This window comes from Ferdinandcohnia jepli, assembly GCF_047246645.1.
Classification (GTDB): domain Bacteria; phylum Bacillota; class Bacilli; order Bacillales; family Bacillaceae_L; genus Ferdinandcohnia.
In genome coordinates, this window is record NZ_JBFOKR010000006.1 from 38,183 (window position 1) to 61,673 (window position 23,491).

At 36.7% G+C, this 23,491-nt stretch carries 23 protein-coding genes; 17 read left to right on the forward strand and 6 right to left on the reverse strand.

The window, feature by feature from the left end; all coding sequences use genetic code 11:
• The first annotated feature begins 259 nt into the window (after positions 1–259).
• Entirely contained in the window at positions 260–1,948 is a 1,689-nt protein-coding gene (gene treC / locus AB3M96_RS07630) for an alpha,alpha-phosphotrehalase (RefSeq protein WP_412966990.1), read from the forward strand.
• 821 nt (positions 1,949–2,769) lie between these two features.
• On the opposite strand, the gene AB3M96_RS07635 is transcribed toward treC, so the two are convergent.
• Positions 2,770–2,997: a DUF1128 domain-containing protein gene (locus AB3M96_RS07635; protein ID WP_412966991.1), complete on the reverse strand. Its 228-nt coding sequence runs from the start codon at positions 2,995–2,997 to the stop codon at positions 2,770–2,772.
• 162 nt (positions 2,998–3,159) lie between these two features.
• On the opposite strand from AB3M96_RS07635, the gene AB3M96_RS07640 reads away from it, so the two are divergent.
• Genes AB3M96_RS07640 through AB3M96_RS07650 form a run of 3 tightly spaced genes read left to right on the forward strand, consistent with a single transcriptional unit; the run spans position 3,160 to position 4,849 of the window.
• On the forward strand, positions 3,160–3,633 hold the full coding sequence (locus AB3M96_RS07640) for a low molecular weight protein-tyrosine-phosphatase (RefSeq protein ID WP_412966992.1): 474 nt from the start codon (positions 3,160–3,162) through the stop codon (positions 3,631–3,633).
• A gap of 15 nt (positions 3,634–3,648) precedes the next feature.
• On the forward strand, positions 3,649–4,005 hold the full coding sequence (locus AB3M96_RS07645) for a YtxH domain-containing protein (RefSeq protein WP_412966993.1): 357 nt from the start codon (positions 3,649–3,651) through the stop codon (positions 4,003–4,005).
• 4 nt (positions 4,006–4,009) lie between these two features.
• The gene (locus tag AB3M96_RS07650; protein WP_412966994.1) at positions 4,010–4,849 is read left to right on the forward strand and encodes a YihY/virulence factor BrkB family protein; all 840 of its coding nucleotides are present in this window, start codon (positions 4,010–4,012) and stop codon (positions 4,847–4,849) included.
• Positions 4,850–5,185: 336 nt separating this feature from the next.
• Here the strand turns inward: AB3M96_RS07650 and AB3M96_RS07655 are convergent, their stop codons facing one another.
• From AB3M96_RS07655 to AB3M96_RS07665, 3 genes are all read right to left on the reverse strand, one after another.
• Positions 5,186–7,120 (reverse strand): heavy metal translocating P-type ATPase, encoded by a 1,935-nt coding sequence (locus AB3M96_RS07655; protein WP_412966995.1) that lies wholly within the window; start codon positions 7,118–7,120, stop codon positions 5,186–5,188.
• Between the two features lie 330 nt (positions 7,121–7,450).
• Positions 7,451–7,597, reverse strand: coding sequence for a BH0509 family protein (locus tag AB3M96_RS07660; RefSeq protein ID WP_412966996.1), 147 nt, complete (start codon positions 7,595–7,597; stop codon positions 7,451–7,453).
• Positions 7,598–7,836: 239 nt separating this feature from the next.
• Positions 7,837–8,997 (reverse strand): MFS transporter, encoded by a 1,161-nt coding sequence (locus AB3M96_RS07665; protein WP_412966997.1) that lies wholly within the window; start codon positions 8,995–8,997, stop codon positions 7,837–7,839.
• Positions 8,998–9,165: 168 nt separating this feature from the next.
• Between AB3M96_RS07665 and AB3M96_RS07670 the strand changes: the two genes are divergently transcribed.
• The 5 genes from AB3M96_RS07670 to AB3M96_RS07690 all read left to right on the forward strand — a co-directional run bounded on the left by AB3M96_RS07670 (position 9,166) and on the right by AB3M96_RS07690 (position 12,957).
• Positions 9,166–9,555, forward strand: coding sequence for an OsmC family protein (locus AB3M96_RS07670; protein ID WP_412966998.1), 390 nt, complete (start codon positions 9,166–9,168; stop codon positions 9,553–9,555).
• 17 nt (positions 9,556–9,572) lie between these two features.
• Positions 9,573–10,628: a calcium/proton exchanger gene (gene cax, locus AB3M96_RS07675; RefSeq protein ID WP_412966999.1), complete on the forward strand. Its 1,056-nt coding sequence runs from the start codon at positions 9,573–9,575 to the stop codon at positions 10,626–10,628.
• A 395-nt stretch (positions 10,629–11,023) separates the two neighbouring features.
• Complete coding sequence (locus AB3M96_RS07680; RefSeq protein WP_412967000.1) at positions 11,024–11,638, forward strand: YczE/YyaS/YitT family protein; 615 nt, start codon at positions 11,024–11,026, stop codon at positions 11,636–11,638.
• A 180-nt stretch (positions 11,639–11,818) separates the two neighbouring features.
• Entirely contained in the window at positions 11,819–12,634 is an 816-nt protein-coding gene (locus AB3M96_RS07685; RefSeq protein WP_412967001.1) for a YfkD famly protein, read from the forward strand.
• 143 nt (positions 12,635–12,777) lie between these two features.
• Positions 12,778–12,957: an SE1561 family protein gene (locus AB3M96_RS07690; RefSeq protein ID WP_412967002.1), complete on the forward strand. Its 180-nt coding sequence runs from the start codon at positions 12,778–12,780 to the stop codon at positions 12,955–12,957.
• A 47-nt stretch (positions 12,958–13,004) separates the two neighbouring features.
• On the opposite strand, the gene AB3M96_RS07695 is transcribed toward AB3M96_RS07690, so the two are convergent.
• Entirely contained in the window at positions 13,005–13,901 is an 897-nt protein-coding gene (locus tag AB3M96_RS07695) for a DUF899 family protein (RefSeq protein ID WP_412967003.1), read from the reverse strand.
• Positions 13,902–14,398: 497 nt separating this feature from the next.
• Here AB3M96_RS07695 and AB3M96_RS07700 point away from each other — a divergent pair, with 497 nt between their 5' ends.
• The 5 genes from AB3M96_RS07700 to rlmD all read left to right on the forward strand — a co-directional run bounded on the left by AB3M96_RS07700 (position 14,399) and on the right by rlmD (position 19,670).
• Complete coding sequence (locus AB3M96_RS07700; RefSeq protein WP_412967004.1) at positions 14,399–15,931, forward strand: fumarate hydratase; 1,533 nt, start codon at positions 14,399–14,401, stop codon at positions 15,929–15,931.
• A 183-nt stretch (positions 15,932–16,114) separates the two neighbouring features.
• Positions 16,115–16,336 (forward strand): hypothetical protein, encoded by a 222-nt coding sequence (locus tag AB3M96_RS07705; RefSeq protein WP_412967005.1) that lies wholly within the window; start codon positions 16,115–16,117, stop codon positions 16,334–16,336.
• Between the two features lie 133 nt (positions 16,337–16,469).
• Complete coding sequence (gene pdaA, locus AB3M96_RS07710; protein ID WP_412967152.1) at positions 16,470–17,255, forward strand: delta-lactam-biosynthetic de-N-acetylase; 786 nt, start codon at positions 16,470–16,472, stop codon at positions 17,253–17,255.
• Between the two features lie 135 nt (positions 17,256–17,390).
• Positions 17,391–18,257 carry a DNA-3-methyladenine glycosylase family protein gene (locus AB3M96_RS07715; protein WP_412967006.1) on the forward strand — a complete coding sequence of 289 codons (867 nt, stop codon included), beginning with the start codon at positions 17,391–17,393 and terminating at the stop codon, positions 18,255–18,257.
• A gap of 18 nt (positions 18,258–18,275) precedes the next feature.
• Complete coding sequence (gene rlmD, locus AB3M96_RS07720) at positions 18,276–19,670, forward strand: 23S rRNA (uracil(1939)-C(5))-methyltransferase RlmD (RefSeq protein WP_412967007.1); 1,395 nt, start codon at positions 18,276–18,278, stop codon at positions 19,668–19,670.
• Between the two features lie 26 nt (positions 19,671–19,696).
• Here rlmD and AB3M96_RS07725 read toward each other — a convergent pair whose 3' ends face one another.
• Positions 19,697–19,876: a hypothetical protein gene (locus AB3M96_RS07725; RefSeq protein ID WP_412967008.1), complete on the reverse strand. Its 180-nt coding sequence runs from the start codon at positions 19,874–19,876 to the stop codon at positions 19,697–19,699.
• Positions 19,877–20,152: 276 nt separating this feature from the next.
• Here AB3M96_RS07725 and AB3M96_RS07730 point away from each other — a divergent pair, with 276 nt between their 5' ends.
• The 3 genes from AB3M96_RS07730 to speG all read left to right on the forward strand — a co-directional run bounded on the left by AB3M96_RS07730 (position 20,153) and on the right by speG (position 23,476).
• Positions 20,153–21,316, forward strand: coding sequence for a serine hydrolase domain-containing protein (locus tag AB3M96_RS07730; protein WP_412967009.1), 1,164 nt, complete (start codon positions 20,153–20,155; stop codon positions 21,314–21,316).
• Positions 21,317–21,797: 481 nt separating this feature from the next.
• Positions 21,798–22,577, forward strand: coding sequence for a metal-dependent hydrolase (locus AB3M96_RS07735; RefSeq protein ID WP_412967010.1), 780 nt, complete (start codon positions 21,798–21,800; stop codon positions 22,575–22,577).
• Positions 22,578–22,960: 383 nt separating this feature from the next.
• Entirely contained in the window at positions 22,961–23,476 is a 516-nt protein-coding gene (gene speG, locus AB3M96_RS07740; protein ID WP_412967011.1) for a spermidine N1-acetyltransferase, read from the forward strand.
• Positions 23,477–23,491: the final 15 nt, after the last annotated feature.

Here is a 23,491-nt window from a genome sequence, read left to right on the forward strand (position 1 = left end):
CAGAAATGACTTTAGAGGACAGTTCTTTTTTGTAGCGTGTATTTCTATGGTGTCAGGTACCATAGAAATACATTTGTCCACCCTAGAAAGACACTTAAGCTGATAGATATGGTTATGTTTTGACTAACTTGTATATACAAGTTAAACTACTAGTTGAATGCTTCATAAGATAGTAATGTTTAACAAATACTATTTGGGAGTTAGATACGTAAAGATAATGCTTTATTACATATGATCATAATAATTGGTGGTGTCGGTAATGAAAGAACCATGGTGGAAAAAATCAGTTGTGTATCAAATTTATCCAAAAAGTTTCAATGATACAACTGGGAACGGTGTCGGAGACATTCAGGGAATAATTGAGAAGCTAGATTATTTAAAGACCTTAGGAATAGATGTAATTTGGTTAACGCCAATTTACAAATCTCCTCAAAAAGATAATGGATATGATATTAGTGATTATTTTGCTATACACGAAGAGTACGGAACGATGGAAGACTTTGACCGTCTATTAAAAGAAGCACATACTCGGGGTATTAAGTTAATTATGGATATCGTTGTGAACCATACGTCTACAGAAAATCAGTGGTTTATTGAGTCAAGACAATCGAAGGATAACGCATATCGTGATTTTTATATCTGGAAAGACGGAAAGGATGGCCATGAGCCTACAAACTGGGAATCTAAATTTGGTGGGAATGCCTGGCAGTATGATGAACAAACAGGTCAATATTATTTACACCTTTTTGATGTAACGCAAGCAGATTTGAACTGGGAAAATGAACAGGTCCGGAAAAAAGTCTATGATATGATGACGTTTTGGTTTGAAAAGGGAGTAGATGGTTTCCGCTTAGATGTTATAAACCTTATTTCTAAAGATCAGCGCTTCCCTGATGATGATGGTTCAGTGCCGCCAGGAGACGGCCGCAAATTTTACACTGATGGACCAAGAGTCCATGAATTTATGCAGGAAATGAATCGTGAGGTATTTTCAAAATACGATAGTATGACTGTTGGAGAGATGTCATCTACTACGATTGATCATTGCGTTAAATATACAAATCCGGACCGCCATGAACTAAGCATGACGTTTAACTTCCATCACTTAAAGGTTGATTATCCAAATGGTGAGAAATGGTCAGTAGCAGACTTTGATTTTCTTGCTTTAAAACGCATTCTATCAACTTGGCAGGAAGAGATGAATAAGGGTGGCGGCTGGAATGCACTGTTTTGGTGTAATCATGACCAACCTCGTATTGTTTCTAGGTACGGTAACGACGATACTTATTTAACTGAGTCTGCTAAGATGCTCGCGACTACAATCCATATGATGCAAGGCACACCCTATATTTATCAGGGCGAAGAAATAGGCATGACAAACCCGAAATTTGAAGATATCTCTGAGTATCGTGATGTAGAGTCTTTAAATATGTATGAAATAAAACGTGAGCAGGGAATGAGTAAGGAAGAAATCATTGAGATTCTAAAAAGTAAATCTCGAGATAACTCGCGTACCCCAGTTCAATGGGATGCAAGTGAGCATGCTGGATTTACAAAAGGTACACCTTGGATAAACGTTGCTTCCAACTACAAAACGATTAATGCTGAAAATGCAGTGAAAGACAAAAATTCAGTTTTTTACCACTATCAGAAATTAATAAAACTACGCAAAGAGTACGATATCATCACATATGGTGACTATCAACTCTTACTAGAAGAACATCCTGATTTATTCGTATATATCCGAAATTGGAATGATGAAAAGTTACTAGTAATCAACAACTTCTATGGTAAAGAAACACAGTTTGACATTCCAACTGAATTAGATATTAATGGCCATACTAGTGATTTATTGATATCTAACTATAGTAACTCAGTAACAGATATTACAAACGGGATGAAGCTCCGACCATATGAATCAGTCGTATATCATTTGAAAAAGCAATAAACAAAAGCCGCGTTCTTTGTTTAGAATGCGGCTTTTTTTATGAGTGTCCTCCTGAGGCGGACAAATGTATTTCTTTGGTGCCTGACACGCCGAAATGTTGAAGCGCCTTGTTCAGCCACGAGAAGTGCTGGCCGGCTAGTGTCGCCACGTCCTGTGGCAACGCCGGCACTAGCACGTCCTGTGCGTCGAAACCCTGACGAAGGTGGCTCTAAAAAATGCTAAAGCATTTTTTCTGCGATGATATCCTCACGAAGCATCCCTTAATGTTGCCGCCGTAGGAGGGGTGAAGCTTGTCTCGATCTGCTTAAAAGCAGAGCTTTTTCGCAAGATACTCAAAGAAGCTTATTCAGGTAGGAAAACTGGCTAGGCGCTAAAGCTGAACACCATTGTGAGTAATGTGGATATGTGGATAGTGCATGCGCTGGGTTATTGTTTGATTTTGGGTAGTGGGTCGACTTTTTTTGCGTCGTGGGTGTTAAGGGATGTGCCTAGAAAGTATACGAAAATTCCGGTTGTTAAAAATAGTAAGAAGACAAATCCAATTAAGGTTAGCCAAAGACCTACCATGTGCATTCCCCCTTTTTGATGGTGGTTAGTGGTAAGAAAACCATAAGTACAAAAATGCGCGATGTAATTAAATTTACACAGGCTGTATAACCACTCTTTATACATATATGCATAGGAAACACTTAAATTCACACAAAATTCAGTATTTGTGGTAATAGCCAAAGGCTATATTGCATAGTAAAGGACTCTGACATCAAGAAAAAGAAAATAAAAAAAGCAAGTGACAACCGCCACTTACTTGGTATGTATCCACATTATTTATTTTTACGTAAGCTCCCAAGTTCCTCAACGAGTGCTTGCATTTCGTTAGGACTAAAAGAGTTTTTTCTCATCGTTAAATCATAAATATCCTTTAATTCCTCATACATTTCTTCATCAAAATGTGAAGGCTTAATCGCTCCCAGGTTTAAAACTTTAAGCTTCTCTTTTATGCGTTCTATCATAAACTCCACATTTTCTACCGACTTTTGTGAAAGATCCATATTTTCATCCCTTCGTTTTTCAGTGTATTCTTATTGTAGCATGTTTTAGTAAGAATAAATCCTACATTTCGATTTCTGTTATTATTAAATATGGAAGAACAAAGAAAAATATAACAGAAATGCAATGTTGCACCTAAGAAAAGAAAGGAAGAAGAATCTCATATGATACATGTACTATTTGTTTGTTTGGGCAATATATGTCGTTCACCTATGGCTGAAGCAATATTTCGTAATCTTGTTGAAAAGGAAGGACTTCAAGACCAGATTCAGGTTGACTCAGCAGGTACTGGCAATTGGCATATAGGTAAACCACCTCATGAAGGAACACAACTTATCCTTACAAAGAACAAAGTTTCTTTTGATGGGATAAAAGCCCGTCAAGTTACAAAACAAGACCTCCAGAATTTTGACTATATTATTGCAATGGATGCGGAGAATTTAGGAAACCTTCGACGTATGGCCGGATATGACAAAACAGGCTTCATTGGTAGACTCCTTGACTTTGTAGCAGATAGTCAAATTGCAGATGTACCGGATCCTTATTTCACAGGGAACTTTGAAGAAGTATATGACTTAGTACGCAGTGGTTGTAATAATTTGCTTGAGGTAATAAAAAAAGAGAACCATCTTTCTTAAAAGGAGTGTCTTTTCATGTCAAACCAAAACAAAATGGTAAAGAGTATGTTAATAGGTGCAGCAATTGGTGCTGCTATATCTTTATTTGATAAGGAAACAAGAGAGTCTTTTCTACATACTAGTAAAAGAGTAGGGAAAAAGACTGTGGATATCTTGAAGAACCCTGGGGTGTACACAGATCTTGTAAAGGACCAGTTTAACACAGTCCGTACAACTGTGGAGCAAGTTGCAGAGGATGTGCGTTTCGTAACCACAAAGGTAAATGAAATTGCTGAGACAACACCCGAAATTGTTGAATTAGTCAAAGAAACAAAGGACGTATTTGCTACTAATAAATCGGATTTAGTTAGGGAGGATAATATAGAGAGGTGAAAAAATGACCCAAATAAAGACTTTTGATTTGAGGTTTATTAAGGAACTAATACTACGATATAAGGAAGATGAGGTTGGCGGATTAGCGGCTGAACTAGCGTATTTTTTCTTGCTATCCTTATTTCCTTTTTTACTGTTTTTAGTAACATTGGTAGGTTATCTTCCCATAACTCAGGTGGATGTTTTTCAATTTCTTAGTCAATATGCACCAGCTGGGACAGTAGAAATGATGGATGAAAATCTAAGTGTTATTATTGGATCACAGAATAAGGGCCTTTTATCGGTTGGTATTATTGGTACCATTTGGTCAGCTTCAAATGGAATCAATGCTGTTGTACGAGCATTTAATCGAGCTTATGATGTGAAGGAAAGTCGGAATTTCTTTGTAGCAAGACTAATTTCCATTTTACTTACTTTCGGTATGATTATTGTGATAATTGTTGCACTATTGCTACCTGTGTTTGGAAAACAAATTGGGATTTTTATCTTTTCAACAATGGGGTTGTCCGATGAGTTCCTTGATATTTGGAACGCTATTCGATGGATAGTCAGTGCAACAATTCTGTTTATCGTATTTACAGTCCTATATTTTATTGCTCCCAATAAACGACTAAAACCAAAAGAGGTCATATCAGGGTCTTTTTTTGCTACATTTGGATGGATGTTTGTTTCACTTGCTTTTTCTTACTACGTAAACAGCTTTGGTAATTATTCGACTACCTACGGAAGCCTTGGGGCAATTATTGTACTAATGATTTGGTTCTATCTTTCTGGAATGATCATTATTTTGGGTGGAGAAATCAATGCAATTCTTAATTGTCACCGAGTAAGAGACGGTAGGTAATTTACCGTAAGTTACCTTCATGGATTAAAGAGATAGGAGAGATAATAGTGTTGTAAGACAGAATATGTCTTAACACTTAATGTGGATTGGAATTAGTATCCCAATCTCATACATTCAGGAGGCTTTCGTCATGACAAAACATACGAAAAAAGACGGTAGCACAAAACAAAAAGGTAAAAAGAATCATCCAAAACATAAAACGAGCGGTTCTGCTAACGGCAGCAACGGCTACCATTAGAAAAAAGGGACTTGGGCCATCATCGTCGCCCAAGTCCTTACTTATTTCTAGGTGTCCTCTCCAGAAAGACAAATGTCTTTTTATGGTGCCTGGCACCATTAAGATTTCAGGAGTCGCAGCCCATTTAGGATGACGAGGATGGTGCTTCCTTCGTGTCCGATGACTCCGAATGGGAGGTCGATGATTTGGAAAAAGTTTGAGAGTATTAAGAGCATGATGACGCTGATTGAAAAGACGATGTTTTGTTTAATGATGCGGTTCATTCGTTTTGAGAGTTTAACCGCTTCTGCAATTTGTGGCAGGTCATTTTTCATTAGTACAACATCCGCTGTTTCAAGTGCTACATCTGTGCCTTGCCCCATTGCAATTCCAACGCTTGCAGTTGCGAGTGCAGGTGCGTCATTAATACCATCTCCAACCATTGCGACTGTATCAAATCTCGAATTTAAATCTTTAATATAATTTACTTTTGTTTCTGGTAAGCACTCAGATATATACTGGTTCACTTTACTTTCGCCAGCAATCGCTTCGGCAGTTTTTTCTCCATCACCTGTTAACATAACCGTGTAAATACCTAAGTTCTTTAATTCGGAAACAGCTATTGCTGCATCATCGCGTACAATGTCTTTTAGGGCAAGGATGCCGGCAATCTTATCGTCCCGTTTTACAAATACAATTGTTTTTCCTTCGGCAGCGAGGTTTTTAGCTATACCATTATTAAATGAGAATGAAGCATTCTTACCAACAAAATCAGACTTTCCAATATACCAAACGACTTCATCCACAATTGCTTTTACTCCGAATCCTGGAATATCTTCGATTCCTTCAATAGAGATCAGTGACTGTCCTTTATCTTTTGAGTAAGAAACAATTGACTGAGCTAACGGGTGTGTTGACTGATTTTCAATCGATGCAACAACACGTAGGAAATAGTCTTCATTTACTCCTTCTTCAACAATCACATCTGTAACTTCAGGTTTCCCAATCGTAAGAGTACCTGTTTTATCGAAAGCTATCGCCTTCAAGTTTCCTAATTGTTCTAAATGTACGCCACCTTTAACTAATATTCCTCGCTTCGCACCATTAGAGATGGCCGATAAAGTAGCGGGCATTATGGATGCTACTAACGCACAAGGTGAAGCAACAACTAGTAATATCATTGCTCTGTAAAAGGTTTCTGTCCATGACCAGCCTAGTAGGAAATGGGGAAGGAACATCATTAAACCTACTGCCAGCAATACAAGTTTTACGTAAGCACCTTCAAACTTTTCAATAAATTGCTGTGAAGGTGATTTTTCACTTTGTGCAGATTGAACCAATTTAATAATCTTTTGGAATAGAGAGTCATCGTTAGGTTTCGTTACTTCAACCGAGATAGAGCCTCTGAGGTTTACGGTACCTGAAAATACTTCATCACCAACTGTTTTGTGTACAGGAATGGATTCACCGGTAATGGCTGCCTGGTCAATATTTGTTTCACCTTTAACAAGTCTACCGTCTGCAGGCACTCTCTCGCCTGGTTTAACGAGAATAATGTCGCCAATTTTTAAGGTGGAAACATGAACGACCTTTTCGATGCCTGATGCTAAAAGAGTGGCTTCTTCAGGTTGTAATTCCATCAAAGAGGAGATCTCTTTATGACTTTTGTTCATCGTATAAGTTTCTAGTGCGCCACTTAGTGCAAAAATGAAAATCAGTATAGCACCTTCATTCCAATATCCTATTATTGCAGATCCGATTGCTGCGAAAATCATAAGCATCTCAACATTTAACTCTTTCTCTTCAATCGTATCTAGAACACCTTCTTTTGCCTTTGCAAAACCTCCGATTACAAATGCGAGAATATAAATCACAATTGAAGGTGTAGTCTGTTCATAATGATTCAATAACCAACCAATTGCAATTAACACGCCACTTGTAATAGCCGCTATCAATTCACCATGAACCTTAAATAACTCTTTAAAAGGATATGGTTTACGTTGTGTTTTAAATAGACCCTGTTGTTTTGGTGCTGTTTTTACTTCTGTATTCATAATTCTCGCCTCCATTACATCCTAATTGAGAAAAAGTATCAAAATAAACATCTTAAATGAGAATGGTAATCACAATCAAAGTTCTAGTTGAGAAGAGTAATCATAATCAATAACCTGTTAAAATAAGAAAACTGCATTCTTTTTAAGAAGCAGTAATTACTTTTAGTTATTTTTACTTTATAATTATTATTAATTATAACATAACGACCTATAGTTAAAAAGTAGTTTTTTAAAATTATTTTAAATAAGGAATGGAGTTGGAGATTGACAGGAGGTTTCCCTCTGAAAAAAGTAAAAACCCACCATCAAATGGTGGGCTTGTAACCTAATTTATTCAACAATCTCTTCAAAATGGAAATAAGTCGTATTGTAGATATGCTCGATATCTGCATCTGTCATGTACATAAGAACTGTTTTATCAAAGCCTTTCACCTTTTCAATAAACTCCACCATATTCTTGCGCTCTTGCCTACTCATATCATCCATCTCCTTTGTTTTTTTTCGTCCTATACAACTGTTTTAATACAGTGTATTATCTTTTAATGTATTATATAACAGTTAAAATAAAATGGTCAACGGATTTTTATAAAATAGGCCAAAAATAGTATGATGTACAACTTAGGCACAGTAAGTTTCTTTCATTCTTTAGGTAAGCAAAAAAATAGAAGCTCCCGGTATATAGTTGTATAACAGGAGCCTCATATAGAAATAAGATCTTATTCCTTCACTGCGTCTAACGTTCTTGTGCCGAAGACAGTAATCACTAAAAAGATAATCAGCAGGATAGTAGCGATAATAGTAAAGAAGCTTATCGTTGTGAAAAACTGAATAAATAAACCTCCTACAAAAGGACCAATCAAACTACCAATACTAAAGAAGATACCACATAATAGGTTACCGGTAGGAAGAAGGTTTCTCGGCATTAAATCAGTCATATAAGAAATTCCAAGTGAAAAGGTTGATCCTACAACCATCCCCGCAACTGTAAAACAGATTGCAAGTCCTACAGCTGATTCTTCTAAGAAACTTGCTGTAGAAAAACTTAAAAAGCCTAGAAATAACACAACCATCAAGATATTTCTGCGGCCAAATTTGTCACTCAAAATACCTAATGGCAGCTGGGTAACTATACTTCCAATAGCAAAAGAAGTTAACAGTATTGATACATAGGAAACACTTAAGTCAATTCGCAGTCCATAGACTGGAAAGCTTCCGTTCAACGAAGATTCTAGGAAACCATAAGCAAGTGGTGGTAAAAATGCAACCCATCCATACTTCCATGCCATCGAAAATCGTTTAATGGTTTCTGAAAAAGAATTAACTCCAAGCTCTTGATCAGGGTATTCATTTTTTAATAAAAATAGAAAGACCCAACCTATTAAACAGAGGGCTGAAGACACCAGAAACGGTAGGGACTCATTAATGGTGACTAAAGGTGTCATTAATGGTCCGGTTGCAAAACCGAGCCCAAAAAACAATCCGTATAGAGCAATATTTCTTCCGCGTTTATTTTCTGGTGAAAAAGATGTGATCCACGTCTGAGTCCCGAAATGTAAGGAGTGGTCACCAATACCGATTAACAGTCGTAAAACAAACCAAAACCAAAAGGACTTCCATAATGGAAATAATGCAAGAGAAATCACGACCAATAATCCGCCAAAAATAATCACAGGCTTATATCCAAACTTTCGTAAAGGATACTCCATAAAAGGTGAAATTAATAATATCCCAATATAAAGAGCTGTTGCATTTAGTCCATTTAAGGTGGAGGACAAGCCACTGTTCTCGAATATAACAGCGATCAGCGGAAGAAGCATTCCTTGGCTGAACCCAGAAATCGCTACAATACTCACTAAAATCCAAAATCGTATTTTCATTATTTTTTTCCCCGATTTCATAATAATTCCTTTCTAATCATACAAAAATATACGAAAGATGAAAATGTAAAAGCTTATCAAATATTGTAAAAAGTTCTTGTGGAAAAATTTTCTTTGTAGTTAGCGATAAATATGGTTAAATATGTATAAAAAGTAGAGGTGTTTACGGTGATCTTTAAAATGAAAGAAGAAGTAGGTTTTTACACAGATTTAGAATATGGCCAACTCCATGTAGCGGGGGATGAAGAATATGGTTTTCGGCCATACCAATTATTAGTAGCTTCTATAGTGGTTTGTAGTGGAGGTACTTTACGAAAGATTCTTGAGAAAAAAAGATTGAAGGTAGAAGATATTACAATTAAGACTGCGGTTGAACGAAATGAGGCAGAAGCTAATCGTGTTGAGAAAATATCAATACATTACATAATAAAAGGCAAAGAACTAACAGACCATAAAGTACAACAATCAATCGAAATTGCACACAAGAATTGTTCAATGGCACAATCCGTCAAAGGAAGTATCGAAATAAACGAGACGTTTGAGATTATCGAAGAATAAAGAAGGGAAAGTGACTTATGGTAAATCGTATATTTTTTATTATGGTTGCGGTGGGGGTACCTCTCTCAGTTATTGGCAGCCTTCTTCATTGGCCTTCTGTACTTATGTTTGTCATCTACTGTTTAACAATTATTGCGTTAGCTGGATACATGGGAAGAGCGACAGAAAGCCTTGCTATTGTAGCAGGTCCCCGTATTGGCGGGCTATTGAATGCCACTTTTGGCAACGCGGTTGAACTGATTATATCCATTTTTGCTTTAAAAGCTGGTCTTGTTACCGTTGTATTGGCTTCACTGACTGGTTCAGTATTAGGAAATTTATTACTAGTAGCAGGACTTTCGTTTTTAATTGGTGGCGTTAAATATAAACGCCAATCTTTTAATGTATATGATGCAAGACATAATTCAGGATTGTTGATTTTTTCTGTCATTCTTGCATTTGTTATTCCAGAAGTTTTTTCGATGGAGATGACTGATTCAGAAACCTTTACTTTAAGTATCGGTATCTCAATTATCTTAATCCTATTATATTTGGCGGCTCTTTTCTTTAAGTTAGTATCGCATAGAGGTATTTATCAACATGAATCGGACCAAGTAGAAGAACACGAGGAACCAGAATGGAGTAAGGGAAAGGCACTAACTATTTTGGCATTAGCCACAGTAGCTGTGGGGTATGTATCAGAAAACTTGGTTCATACTTTTGAAGTTGTTGCGGAAGCCTTCGGTTGGAGTGAAATCTTTATTGGTATTATCATAGTAGCAATTGTTGGTAATGCCGCAGAACATGCTTCTGCAATTATCATGGCATATAAGAATAAAATGAATATAGCTGTTGAAATTGCAATTGGTTCAACCCTGCAAATCGCCATGTTTGTAGCGCCTTTGCTCGTACTTATATCCCTCTTCTTTGATACAAAAATGGCGTTAGTATTTACGATGCCGGAGTTAATTTCTATGATTACTGCAGTATTTCTTACTATCTCTATAACGAATGATGGTGAAACAAACTGGTTTGAAGGTGGTACTTTATTAGCGGCTTATGCCATCATGGGAATTGGTTTTTATCTATTGTAAATAAACAAAAAACGACTCTGTGTGTAATCACACAGAGTCGTTTGGTATTATTTTTTACGTTCTGCATTTACCTTTCATAACAACTTCGATACCAATTTTTCATCTGACAAGCCATTACCAAGGTTCCTAAGTATTTTTTAATCAGGGATAACATTCATTGGTGTCCTCTTCGGTCTGCACTTCGATAGCATACCCCCTCCGTAAAAGGTATGGTTCTCTTTATCCCTCCTTTAAGTAAGGTATATTACATCATATTTACCTAACATTAAAAATATTCAGTTTTATTTACAAAAAAGTAAAAAAATCGTATGATATCCTTTTCACGGATATAATAAACGCAATCATAATTCAATTTTTAAAGGTTCAAACCTAGAGGGAGTATAAAATAAAAAGTGATGACAAGACGACTATTGTTCTTTATTATAGGATTATTTATTTTATCGTTAGGAATCAGTTTAATGATTCAAGCAAACATAGGTGCAGGTGCCTGGGATGCACTAAATGTTGGTTTATCTAAAACATTTGGTCTTACAGTTGGTAGCTGGGTTATTATTGTCGGAGTGTTGGTTATGTTGCTAAATGCATTTCTTCTTCAGAGAAAACCAGCCTATTTAGCGATTGGAACCATTATTCTAATTGGTTTTTTTATTGATTTTTGGTTGATATTTATTTTAGTTGGATTAACTCCGGCTGACTTTATTCTGAAGTTACTTATATTTCTTTTAGGTTTAGTAGTTGCTTCACTTGGGATTGCAATCTATCTTCAAGCAAAGTTCCCCCTTTCGCCTTTAGATAATCTAATGATCGCCATTAGCACGAGGTTTAAATTAAAAGTAGGGGTTGCAAAAACAGTGGCCGAACTTACAGGTCTCATTTTAGCCTTCTTATTTAATGGCCCGATTGGTATTGGTACAATTTTATGCACAGTAGCAATAGGACCGTTGATTCAACTATTTTTCCCTTATTTTGAACGCCTTATGGGAAAAGGTATAAAAGCTAGTACGGATTAATTCTGTACTAGCTTTTTTATTTGCGCAGGATGTGGTGGTATCTTATCGAGGTTTCCTTATCAATCCTTATCAACGGTTCTTGTGCATTTACCTTCTGTAAAATATTTCTAATTTAAGAGTGGATAATAAATAGATACTTCGAAAAAACTATGCACAAAGTAAACGAAAGGAGTACCGTCTATGAAACGAAATATTCTTTTTATAGTTGCTATCGTTTTCATGCTAGTGGGAATGACATCTAATGTGATGGCAGAAGGTACCAATAAGAAGAAAGATGAAGAAGCTAAGGCAAAGATTCCTAGCTCTGTTTTAGATATTTCGCAGGACAATACGTATCCAAATCCCACACAGGATTTGCCGTATCTCCAGCCAAGTAAGCTTGCACAAGAACTGATCAACAGTGCAGATGTTCCAATTGAGAACCCAAACTTGATTCGATTACTTAACGAATCAGCCATACAAACCACTCCGTTAGCACTCGGGTATCGAGCAACGATTTATCTTGGACAATGGCCGTTAAGCTATGAATCGTCTGAAACTAGTACAAATTGGGAATATGAAAAGATCAATACAAACTATTATGATAACCGTGGTGGAAAGTCTCCATATAAGATTCATTACAAACAAGAGATGCAGAAGATTGTAAAGGGTGGACTTACGGCAGAAATTCAAGATGCAGATGATGTTAAGAAAATGATGTTAATCAAAGCTGCACAGAAATCGAAGCTTCCACTTTCATTTACAACTATAATTGGTGGGGGCACAAAAAAGGATCAAATTTATAATGTTCCTCCTAAAAAACTAGGTTATCTTTACTCATATGCACCAGCGGTTAATGAAAAAGGAAAGGTTACATATGGTGAAGTTTATTTAGTATTGAAAGGTAGTAAAAAATTAATTGTAGTTAAAAATGTAACGCATCAAGGTATAGGAGCATGGATACCTGTTCAAGACCATGCATCCTTTGGGTTCATTGTAACAGATACACCAAGATAAAATACGACAGGGGCTCTGTCGTATTTTTCTTTAGATTTAATAGGTCGGTAAATCTAATTTGGTTTTTTGTTGTTGTCAATCATGGCTTGTTTGGATAAGCTAATAACGAACGTAAAGTATTCAACTGAAAGGAAAGTTGCAATTTGGAAAATGCAGTTCATGATAAGGATTCACAATTAAAGTATTTAAAAGACCGTCTAAATATGTTTTTAGAAACAATTGATTCATTAGACCCTGAATCAACAGACGTTGATGATATTGACCGCCTAATAAGTATGCTGGATGATATTGAAGGCAAATATGATCAGTTTAAAAATGAGTAAATAATGTAAAAGCGCTTGGATGTCCAAGCGCTTTTTTAATAACCAATTTACTTACTTTCATATAAATGAAACTTCAGTCCAAATGGATCTTGAATCATGATGCTAGTTGAGGAATATTCTCTTGTAATTTTACACCCATGTTGAGATAGAATAGATTTTGCTTCTTCAATCTTATCCACAGCGAATTCGAAGGATACATAGTTTTCTTCGTTTTTCTCAAAGAAAAAATTTGATCCGCTAATAGAAAACTTAGTCTCGTTATCAAAGGTTTGTTCAACCTTCATGCCTAAAACAGTTTTGTAAAATAATAATGCTTCCTCATAGTTTCTAACACCAACTGCAATATTGTTTGTAAGCTGGAATGGGGAATGCTCATTTAATTTTCTCTTAGTTTTTACATCTTCTGATCCTGAAGGAAGTAGGTCAAATAAATGCCAAGGAACACAGTAATCGTCACCAGGTCCAAACGTTGCTTGAGCGTGTATAAGTATATTTCCGTGCTCATCTTTTCGAAATGTTGAAGCACCGGGGTAGTAGTATTTATTTTCTTTAATAAAACCCAGGTCCTTTGTAAATGAACTTTCTTTTACAGATATCATTGGAAATTGCCATTTTCGTTCTGCTGCAAAATTCTCCTGTACCTCAGGAGTGTCTGGAGAAGCAACAGCGAAGCCGGCTTTCGCAATTAGATAGTGATATACCCCGTTGAATCCATCTGCCCACATTGTACAATAAGAGCAGCTTTTACCCATATTATGAATAATAATCAACTCATCCTTTTCCCCGAATAACTCAAGTAAGGTCACTTGCTCATTAGTAGACGTAATAAATGAATAGTTTTCTATTTTTCGTTCAGGTAACGATTTTCGTAACTGAACAAGTTCTTTTTTCTTTTCCAAAAGTTCTTTTTCGAGCTCTTCAATCTTTGCTTGTATATCCGTCATGTTAACGCCTCTTCCATGAATGAATTTTACCTATCTAATTAGAATTCACCAGAAAAATGTGTTTTCCTTTTAATAAATCATTTTCTGGAATCGTTTGCAAATCTCTTTCGCAAGTAAAGTTCAAGGAGTATAATGAAAATTGTGAATTACAGATAAATCTTTTAAAGAATTTGTTATGTCTAGCTCCAGCGCCTAGCCAGTTTTCAACTCTGAAGAGGCTTCTGCGATTATCTTGCGCAAAAGCTTGCTTTTAAGCAGCGAGAGGTCGCTTCACCCCTCCTGCGGCGGCAACACTAAGGAATGCTTCGTGAGGATAATCCTCGCAGGAAAAAAGCTTTGCTTTTTTTCGAGCCTCCTCGTCAGGGTTTCGACGCACAGGATGTGCTAGTGCCGACGTTGCCGCAGGACGTGGCGACTTTAGTCGGCCAGCGCTTGTCGGGGCAGACCAAGGCGCTTGCGCTTTTCTAACAAGGGGATTTTGGGAAAGGGGAATACAGATGGATAAGCTACAACAGAGTATGTACAAGTTAATTGTAGAGACATCAACAAGACTTCCAAAGGATGTACGAAGAGCGGTTGCTCGTGCGAAAGCGAGTGAGAGCGCTGGTACACGTGCTGCTATGTCTCTTTCAACAATCACCAATAATATATCTATGGCAGATGTAAATGTATCACCAATTTGTCAAGATACTGGTCTTCCTACATTTAAAGTAAAGACACCAGTTGGTGTAAATCAATTAAAAATTAAAGAGGCAATTAAAAACGCAATTTCAGAGGCTACGAAGGAAGGAAAGCTACGTCCAAATTCAGTAGACTCACTTACAGGTGAAAATAGTGGAGATAACCTGGGTGAAGGGACTCCAGTTATTAAATTTGACCAATGGGAAAAAGATTATATTGATGTTCGCCTGATCCTAAAGGGGGGCGGCTGTGAAAATAAAAATATACAGTATAGCTTGCCATGTGAATTAGAAGGTCTTGGTAGAGCGGGACGTGATTTAGATGGAATACGTAAGTGTGTTATGCATTCTGTTTATCAGGCTCAAGGACAAGGTTGTAGTGCAGGTTTTATCGGTGTCGGCATTGGAGGAGACCGTACTTCAGGTTACGAGTTAGCCAAAGAACAGCTTTTCCGTAGTGTTGAAGATGTAAATCCAAATGAAGATTTACGTAAGCTTGAAGAGTATGTAATGGAAAATGCAAATAAGCTTGGAATTGGTACGATGGGCTTCGGTGGAGAAACAACTCTACTTGGTTGTAAGGTTGGAGTTATGAACCGTATTCCTGCTAGTTTCTTTGTTTCAGTTGCCTATAACTGTTGGGCATATCGCCGCTTGGGTGTCACTCTAAATGCTGAAACAGGTGACATCAACGAATGGTTATACCAAGAAGGAGAAGAAATTGATTTCTCCAAGGAACAAGAAGAAGTACAAGAAGTAAAATCTGAATCGAAAGAGGTTGTTCTTCAAGCTCCTATCACTGAAGAGCAAATTCGTGAGTTAAAAGTAGGTGACGTGGTTCGTATTAATGGACGCATGTTTACTGGACGTGATGCGATTCACAAACATCTATCTGAAAATGATGCACCTGTTGATCTGAATGGTCAAATTATTTACCACTGTGGGCCAGTTATGCTTAAGGATGAAGAAGGAAACTGGCATGTAAAAGCAGCTGGCCCAACGACAAGTATTCGTGAGGAGCCTTACCAAGGGGACATCATGAAGAAGTTCGGCATTCGTGCTGTAATCGGAAAAGGTGGTATGGGACCGAAAACACTTGCAGCATTGAAAGAGCACGGCGGTGTTTATCTAAATGCGATCGGTGGAGCCGCACAATATTATGCTGATTGTATTAAATCTGTTGATGATGTTGACTTAATGCAATTTGGTGTTCCAGAAGCAATGTGGCATCTATCAGTTGAAGGCTTTACTGCAGTTGTAACAATGGACTCACACGGAAATAGCCTACATCAAGATGTTGATAAATCATCCCTTGAAAAACTTGAACAATTCAAAGAGCGAGTATTCTAATAAAGTCTCCAGACCCGTTACGATTAAAGTAGCGGGTCTTTTTTTCTTGAGATCCCTTCGCCAATTTAGTTTACAAACTAATCGCACATAATACTAAAGTAGTGAAAAAAGTTTTCATCTAATACATAAGACCTAGTTTTTCCTTCATATAGTTTAAGTATCAAAGTGAAGGGATGTGGCAGGTTGGGGGATCTATTATGGTTAGGTGGCGTTATTTTAGTTGTGTGGGTATTTGTAAGTATTCTAAATAGATTGTGGGGGAATAAGGGAGGTCAGTCAGCATCACATTACGATAAAGATGATATTCTTGACCGATTAAATGAGGACGATGATAATCAACGAGAGGACGACAATTCAAATGCAGATGACTCAAATGACTATGATTACGACTATGATAATGATTAAAATTGTAAGGAATCCTCACTAGAAAGTTATATGGAAAACTCTTCCCTGAATATAGACTCCCTAATTGTGGAAAAACTAACCTTACTACAAACGGAGTTTGGGAGGTTTTACATTGAAAAGGGTTTGCGGCTTAATTTTACTCATAACAGTTTCCCTTTCACTACTAGGTGCACAAACTGCAGCAGCATATTCCAACACACCTATACATTGGGGCTTTAAGAAAAGCAGAGATCATGAACCCGCATCTGCTGGAGAGGAATATGATAAACTTCTAGGAAAATACGGTGCCTTCTATCTCGGTGATACAACAAAGAAGGATATTTATTTAACATTCGATAATGGGTATGAAAATGGATATACAGAAAAGGTGCTTGACGTACTAAAAGATAAAAAAGTTCCCGCAACGTTTTTTGTAACGGGTCATTATTTAAAGGATCAGCCTGAACTTGTAAAGCGAATGGCAAAAGAGGGTCATATAGTTGGGAATCATTCTTGGTATCATCCTGATTTAACTAGAGTGAGTGATGAACGTTTAAAAAAGGAATTAGACTCTGTCAGAGAGGAAACAAAAATCCTTACTGGTCAGGACGTATCCTACCTTCGCCCACCACGAGGAATCTTTAGTGAACGTACGTTAGCACTATCAAACGAGCTCGGGTATCAAAATGTATTTTGGTCTCTTGCATTTGTTGATTGGCATATTAACAATCAAAAAGGGTGGGAGTATGCGTACAATAATATAATGAAACAAATTCACCCAGGTGCAATTTTGCTTCTACATACCGTTTCCAGTGATAATGCAGAAGCGCTTGATAAAGCAATAGATGACCTGCGTGAAGAGGGATATACATTCCGGAGTCTAGATTATTTAATGGCGCAAAAGTCAATTAAAGAAGAGCTTTTACTTGATATTGAATAAGTAAGATACCTTTGAGCGATTGTTCAAAGGTTTTTTCATTTGGTAGCTTTTATTCGTTAATAAATCTATTAAGGGATTTAAATCATCCTCAAATGGTATAATGTGTACTAACTATTGTATAAGGATTGATTTTTCATGTGGGAGAAAAAAGTTGATATTCAGCCACCTTATGATTTTGACAGAGTCCTTGAACGGTTATCATTAGATCCACTTATAACTATTAATCAAAAAGAAAGTAGTGTAAATGTTCCTTTTTATTATGAAGGGGAACCTGTTGTTGTGACGGTGAAGTCAACAGGAACCATTGACGAGCCTACATTTTTTGTGTCAGGTGAAAAGGATAACTCTCAAGAATATTGTTTAGGTCGTGTTACTCATATTTTTCAATGGGACGTTCCATTAGTAGATATTCAAGACCATTTTCTACAAACAGATTTAGAAAATATATTTATTGAAAATCGGGGAACACCATTAGTACTAGATTTTGATCCTTATTTTTCATTGATGAAATGCATTATTCATCAACAATTAAATATGTCGTTTGCATATACATTAACTTCGCGTTTTGTGAAGAAATATGGACAAGAGATAGAAGGTACATGGATCTATCCAACACCGGAAAAAGTTGCAGCTCTTACTATAGAAGAACTTCGTGAACTTCAATTTAGTGGAAGAAAAGCAGAATATGTGATTGATACATCAAAACTAATAGCTTCAGGGGAATTAAACCTCCGGGAGTTAGCCCGAAAATCAGATAGCGAAGTAATGGATGCTCTTGTAAAAATCCGCGGTATTGGCAAGTGGACAGCTCAGAATTTCCTGTTATTTGCCTTAGGTAGGCAAAATCTTTTTCCGATGGCCGATATCGGAATTCAAAATGCGATTAAAAAATTATATAAAATAGATAAAAAGCCAACCTATGAACAAATGGAGCTTTTAAGTAAAAAGTGGGAGCCGTATTTAAGCTACGCATCCTTATATCTATGGAGAAGTATTGAATAAAGAAAGTTGAGTGTATAGATGAAACAACAAAAAGAGAACCAAGCAAAACTTGAAGTGGGCCAAACCTTTCCCCTTACGATAAAGAGACTAGGTATCAATGGAGAAGGTGTGGGGTATTTTAAACGTCAGGTCGTCTTTGTTCCGGGTGCATTACCAGGAGAAGAAGTTGTCGTTGAAGCAACCAAGGTTCAACCCAAGTTTTCGGAGGGTAAAATAAAAAAAATTAGAAAACCATCTGAGCACAGGGTAAAGCCACCTTGCCCCATCTATGAACAATGTGGCGGGTGCCAGCTTCAGCATCTTGATTATAGACAACAACTTAAAGAAAAACGAGATATTGTTATACAAGCCTTTGAACGATACAGTAAAACGCCAATTGAAAAACTCAATATTAAAGATACAATTGGAATGGAAAATCCATGGAGTTATCGAAATAAAAGTCAGTTCCAAGTCGGACAGGAAAAACAGAAGGTAATTGCGGGGTTATATGGTCTCAACTCTCATAAACTTATTGATATTGCAGACTGTATGATTCAGCATCCTGCAACCAGTAAGGTAACTCAAACTGTGAAGACAATCCTACAGGATTTTAAAATCTCAATCTATAATGAACGGACTCGAAAAGGACTAGTCAGAACGATAGTAACAAGAGTTGGTATTCAAACAGGTGAGGTTCAATTAGTCTTAATTACAGCAGAAAAAGAAATACCTCGTAAACAATTGCTAATCGAAGAGATAACAAAAAGATTACCGGAAGTGAAATCAATCATCCAAAATATTAACGGGCAAAAAACCTCCCTCATATTTGGTGATGAAACGATTCGCCTACACGGAAACGAGGTAATTCAAGAAACACTAGGAGATCTCTCGTTTGAACTATCTGCTCGTGCATTCTTTCAGCTTAATCCAGAACAAACCATTAAATTATATGACGAAGTAAAAAAAGCCGCAGCACTAACTGGAACAGAAAAAATCGTTGATGCTTATTGCGGTGTAGGAACAATCGGACTATGGCTTGCAAAAGGAGCCGCAGAAATACGAGGAATCGAAGTAATACCAGATGCTATTGAAGACGCAAGAAAGAATGCCAAGAACCACGGTTTTAAAAATGCAACTTATGCAGTAGGTAAAGCAGAACACCTTCTTCCAAAATGGGTAAAAGAAGGCTGGCGTCCAGATGTAATTGTTGTCGACCCTCCACGTACTGGCTGTGATGACAAATTACTTCAAACAGTCCTTAAAGTTAAACCTAAAAAGATGGTCTATGTATCGTGTAATCCATCTACGCTAGCTAAGGATATTGAACAGCTTTCAAAACTATATCGTGTGGAGTATGTGCAGCCTGTTGATATGTTTCCGCATACCGCACATGTGGAGTGTGTGTCGCAACTCATTTTAAAAGAAGGCAACTAACCTTATGGGGCGTTGCCTTTGCCTTTTTAATTCTCTTGAAGCAGATTAACAAAACTATAGTGAATATGGACATCACCATTAGGGCTACAAGTTATTTTCTCAACTAATGAATGCAAAATTTGTGGAGTTAATTCCTTAAGAGCTAACACATCTTTTAACTTATTTCCTAAATGTATTGCATAATCTTCATTTTCGCAATCCTGCATTTTTTCATTAAGTTGACTTTTTTTTACTGAAGGGACTTGATTAATTTCTCCAATTTAAGCCTCCATTAAACCTTTTTTTTACTTGCATTAATACTCACTTTATTGAAAGATCTTCCGAAGTACTAATTTAAGGATCCAGTACATCCAGTAGGAAACCAGTGCGCTAAAGTTTTAGCGGTGCGGGTTTCAAGCGCTGGCCAGAATTTTATCATAAAGGATTTCCATTAGTGAATAGAGAATTGTACTATTGTCATGAAAAGTCAAGGAGTGAGGGTATTGAATCATTTACAAGAAAAGCTACAGTCTCTTTTGAGAAGCTTTGTTGAAAGAGGTCCTGTTGGATGTGCATTAGCGGTACATCGTGAAGGAGAAAGACTGTTTGAGGATTATGTCGGATATGCAGATCTCGAAACAAAGAAGGAAATTACATCCGATACAATTTACCGTATTTATTCGATGACAAAGGTTGTTACTTGTACAGCAGCACTCATGTTATATGAGAAAGGTCTGTTTTTACTTAATGATCCACTAGAAGAATATTTGCCTGAATTCAAAAATCCACTCGTGTATAGGGAAACGGAGTCAGGAGAAATCTATACCACTAAAGCATCAAGGTCCATAACAGTAAAAGATTTATTTACAATGACTTCAGGGCTAACCTATCCTGGAGAAGGGAATGAAACCGAACGGCAAGTAGCAAGAGCTCTAAAGGAAATAGACCAAAGAGGAGAAAGAAGGACAACGCGTCAATTATCTCAGGCTTTAGCTAGCCTTCCATTAGCCTTTGATCCAGGAACGAGATGGCATTATGGATTAAGTCATGATGTACTAGGTGCATTAATTGAGGTTCTAACTGGTAAAAGCTTTGGGGAATTTTTACAGGAAGAGATTTTTGAACCTTTGAAGATGGAGGATACCTTTTTCCGCATTCCGGAATCAAAAAAGGATCGTCTTTGCTCCTTCTATAATCGTGATGGTCAAGGGGATTTTATAAAGAACACAACAATGGATGGGAATATTCAAGCTGATGCGAAATTTGAGAGTGGAGGCGGTGGTTTACTGTCTACACTTCATGATTACAGTCGCTTTGCTCAAATGCTGGCAAATGGCGGGACTCTTGATGGTGAGCGAATCATTGGTCGAAAGACAATCGATTTAATGGCAACGGATCATCTTCGCCAAGACAATCGAGAAAACTATAATTGGGACTACCTCTCAGGATACGGGTATGGCTTAGGTGTAAGAGTCATGGTTGATCAGGCATTAGGGGGAGCGAATAGTTCAGTTGGAGAATTTGGTTGGTCAGGTTTGTTAGGTACATGGGTGTCTATTGACCCAAAAGAAAAAATCTCATCTGTCTATATGCAGCAAATGTTACCTAACCTAGAAAGCTATCACCAACCGAGATTGCGATCTATCATTTATGGTGCACTTGATTAATAATGTGGGAAAGGGTTGGGGTAGGATATCTAAGGAGTGTCCTATTCTTTTTATATATAAATTATAGATTAAAGCCACGTTGAGTGCGTCTCGCAGATAGTTTTAAAGGAAACAGCAGGCCCCAAATAGGGGAAACTTGCCGCATTTTAAGAATATTAGTAACCCTATTTCTACTAAAACATCCATAACAATATGTATTTTAATTAACCCCAGCATTTATGTTGGGGTTAAATTATTATTAGTCAGTTAAATCGCAGAAAGAGGTGATTCTACAATCTAATGTCTAGATAGGATCCTGGGGCCATAGTTTCAGGTGGGATATCTTTGAAAAGTGGTTAAAATGCTATGAAGCATTCCATAAACAATCTTAGAATAATTTAGTACATCTCTTAGATTCATTGTATTTAATAGACATCATGAAAATTTAAAGAGTTAAATATACATAAATATGTAAGTTTAATAAATTTTAAAGGGGGCTTTTATGAAAATATTACGTTTAGGTCATGCGATGTATGTATTTACAACTAAAAAAGGAAATCAATATTTAGTCGACCCATTTTTTGAAATGAATCCAGGTTGTCCAAGTGAGTATCAAACAGAAGAATTTTTGTCTAAGATTAAAGGTGTATTATTAACACATGGGCATTTTGATCATACAAGCGGACTTGGAAAATTAAGAAAAGCTAATTCGAGCTGTTTAATATTAGCACAATATGAATTAGCCTTGATTCTAGGTCAAAAAGGTTTTGATAACGTTTATCCTTTGAATTTTGGCGGATCGTTTGATTTTGGTGATGTAAAAGCTACGATGGTACCTGCTCGTCATTCATCTAGCTACGGCGAATTGGAGGGTAATCCCATTTATGCAGGAGAATCAGCGGGTTATGTATTAGATTTTGAGGATGTCCATACGTTGTATCATTCTGGTGATACAATGATTATGACTGATATGAAATTAATTCAAGATTTGTACCAACCATCAATTGCGATCCTTTCTTCTTCGGGTCAATTTACAATGGGTCCAAAAGAAGCAGCATATGCAGTAGAACAGTTATTAGATGTTAAATATGTAATCCCAAGTCATACATTTCCTAGTGAAAACTCAGCCTCGTCAAAAGAAACTTTAGATAAATTGTTACAAGCATTTCCTGTTGTAGGAAATATGATTGAGAAAGATAATGAAATAAAAGATTACTTATCAAAACATCAAAGAACCGAGGTAGTGGTAATAGGGTATGGAGAAGAAGTAACATTTGAGTAACAGCAACATGATTGATGTTTAATGCAAAAAAGTTTTGCTGCCGTATAAGCGATATGGTGAACCGTATAAGTGAGGTAAACACTATTGCTGCAAACACTACTCAAGCTACGTATAAGTGGTCGCATAATTGGTCATAGAAATAGTCTGCAATTACTATTTAAGCCATGTAATAGTGTCTCTAAGCTTGTTCAGAAATAATACCAAGGAGCCAAATATCCTAAAAGGATTGGCTCTTTTTTTTGAGTTTATCCTGCTGTGGAAAAAAGTAGGACAATTTTATAAAAACACTAGTACCTACTGTTAAATAGTTAGTATCAAAAGTGGGAACGATATCCTAACGGGTAAACCTCTGATTAAATGCAGGAATAGGAGGATGGATAGAAATGAGTGATGTAAAATTAAGACCACTAGAAAGAGAGGACTTAGGTTTTGTCCATAAGTTAAATATTAATGCAAACATCATGTCCTATTGGTTTGAGGAGCCATATGAATCGTTTGTAGAATTGCAGGATTTATATGATAAACATATTCATGATCAAGGTGAAAGAAGATTTATTGTACAAAAAGGAACTGAAATGGTAGGGCTTGTTGAATTAGTAGAGATAGATTATATCCATCGTAGGGCTGAATTCCAAATTATTATTAACCCGAATCATCAAGGACATGGATATGCAAAGGCGGCAACATATCTAGCAATGGACTATGCTTTTTCTGTATTAAACATGAATAAATTATATTTAATCGTGGATAAGTCTAACGATAAAGCGATTCATATATATAATAAACTCGGTTTTCATTTTGAAGGAGAATTTATTGACGAGTTTTTTGTTGACGGCGAATATCATAATGCAATTAGAATGTGTATGTTTCAACGTCAATATTTTAACAAGGATTCTTAAAATAAGGCTGCGAAA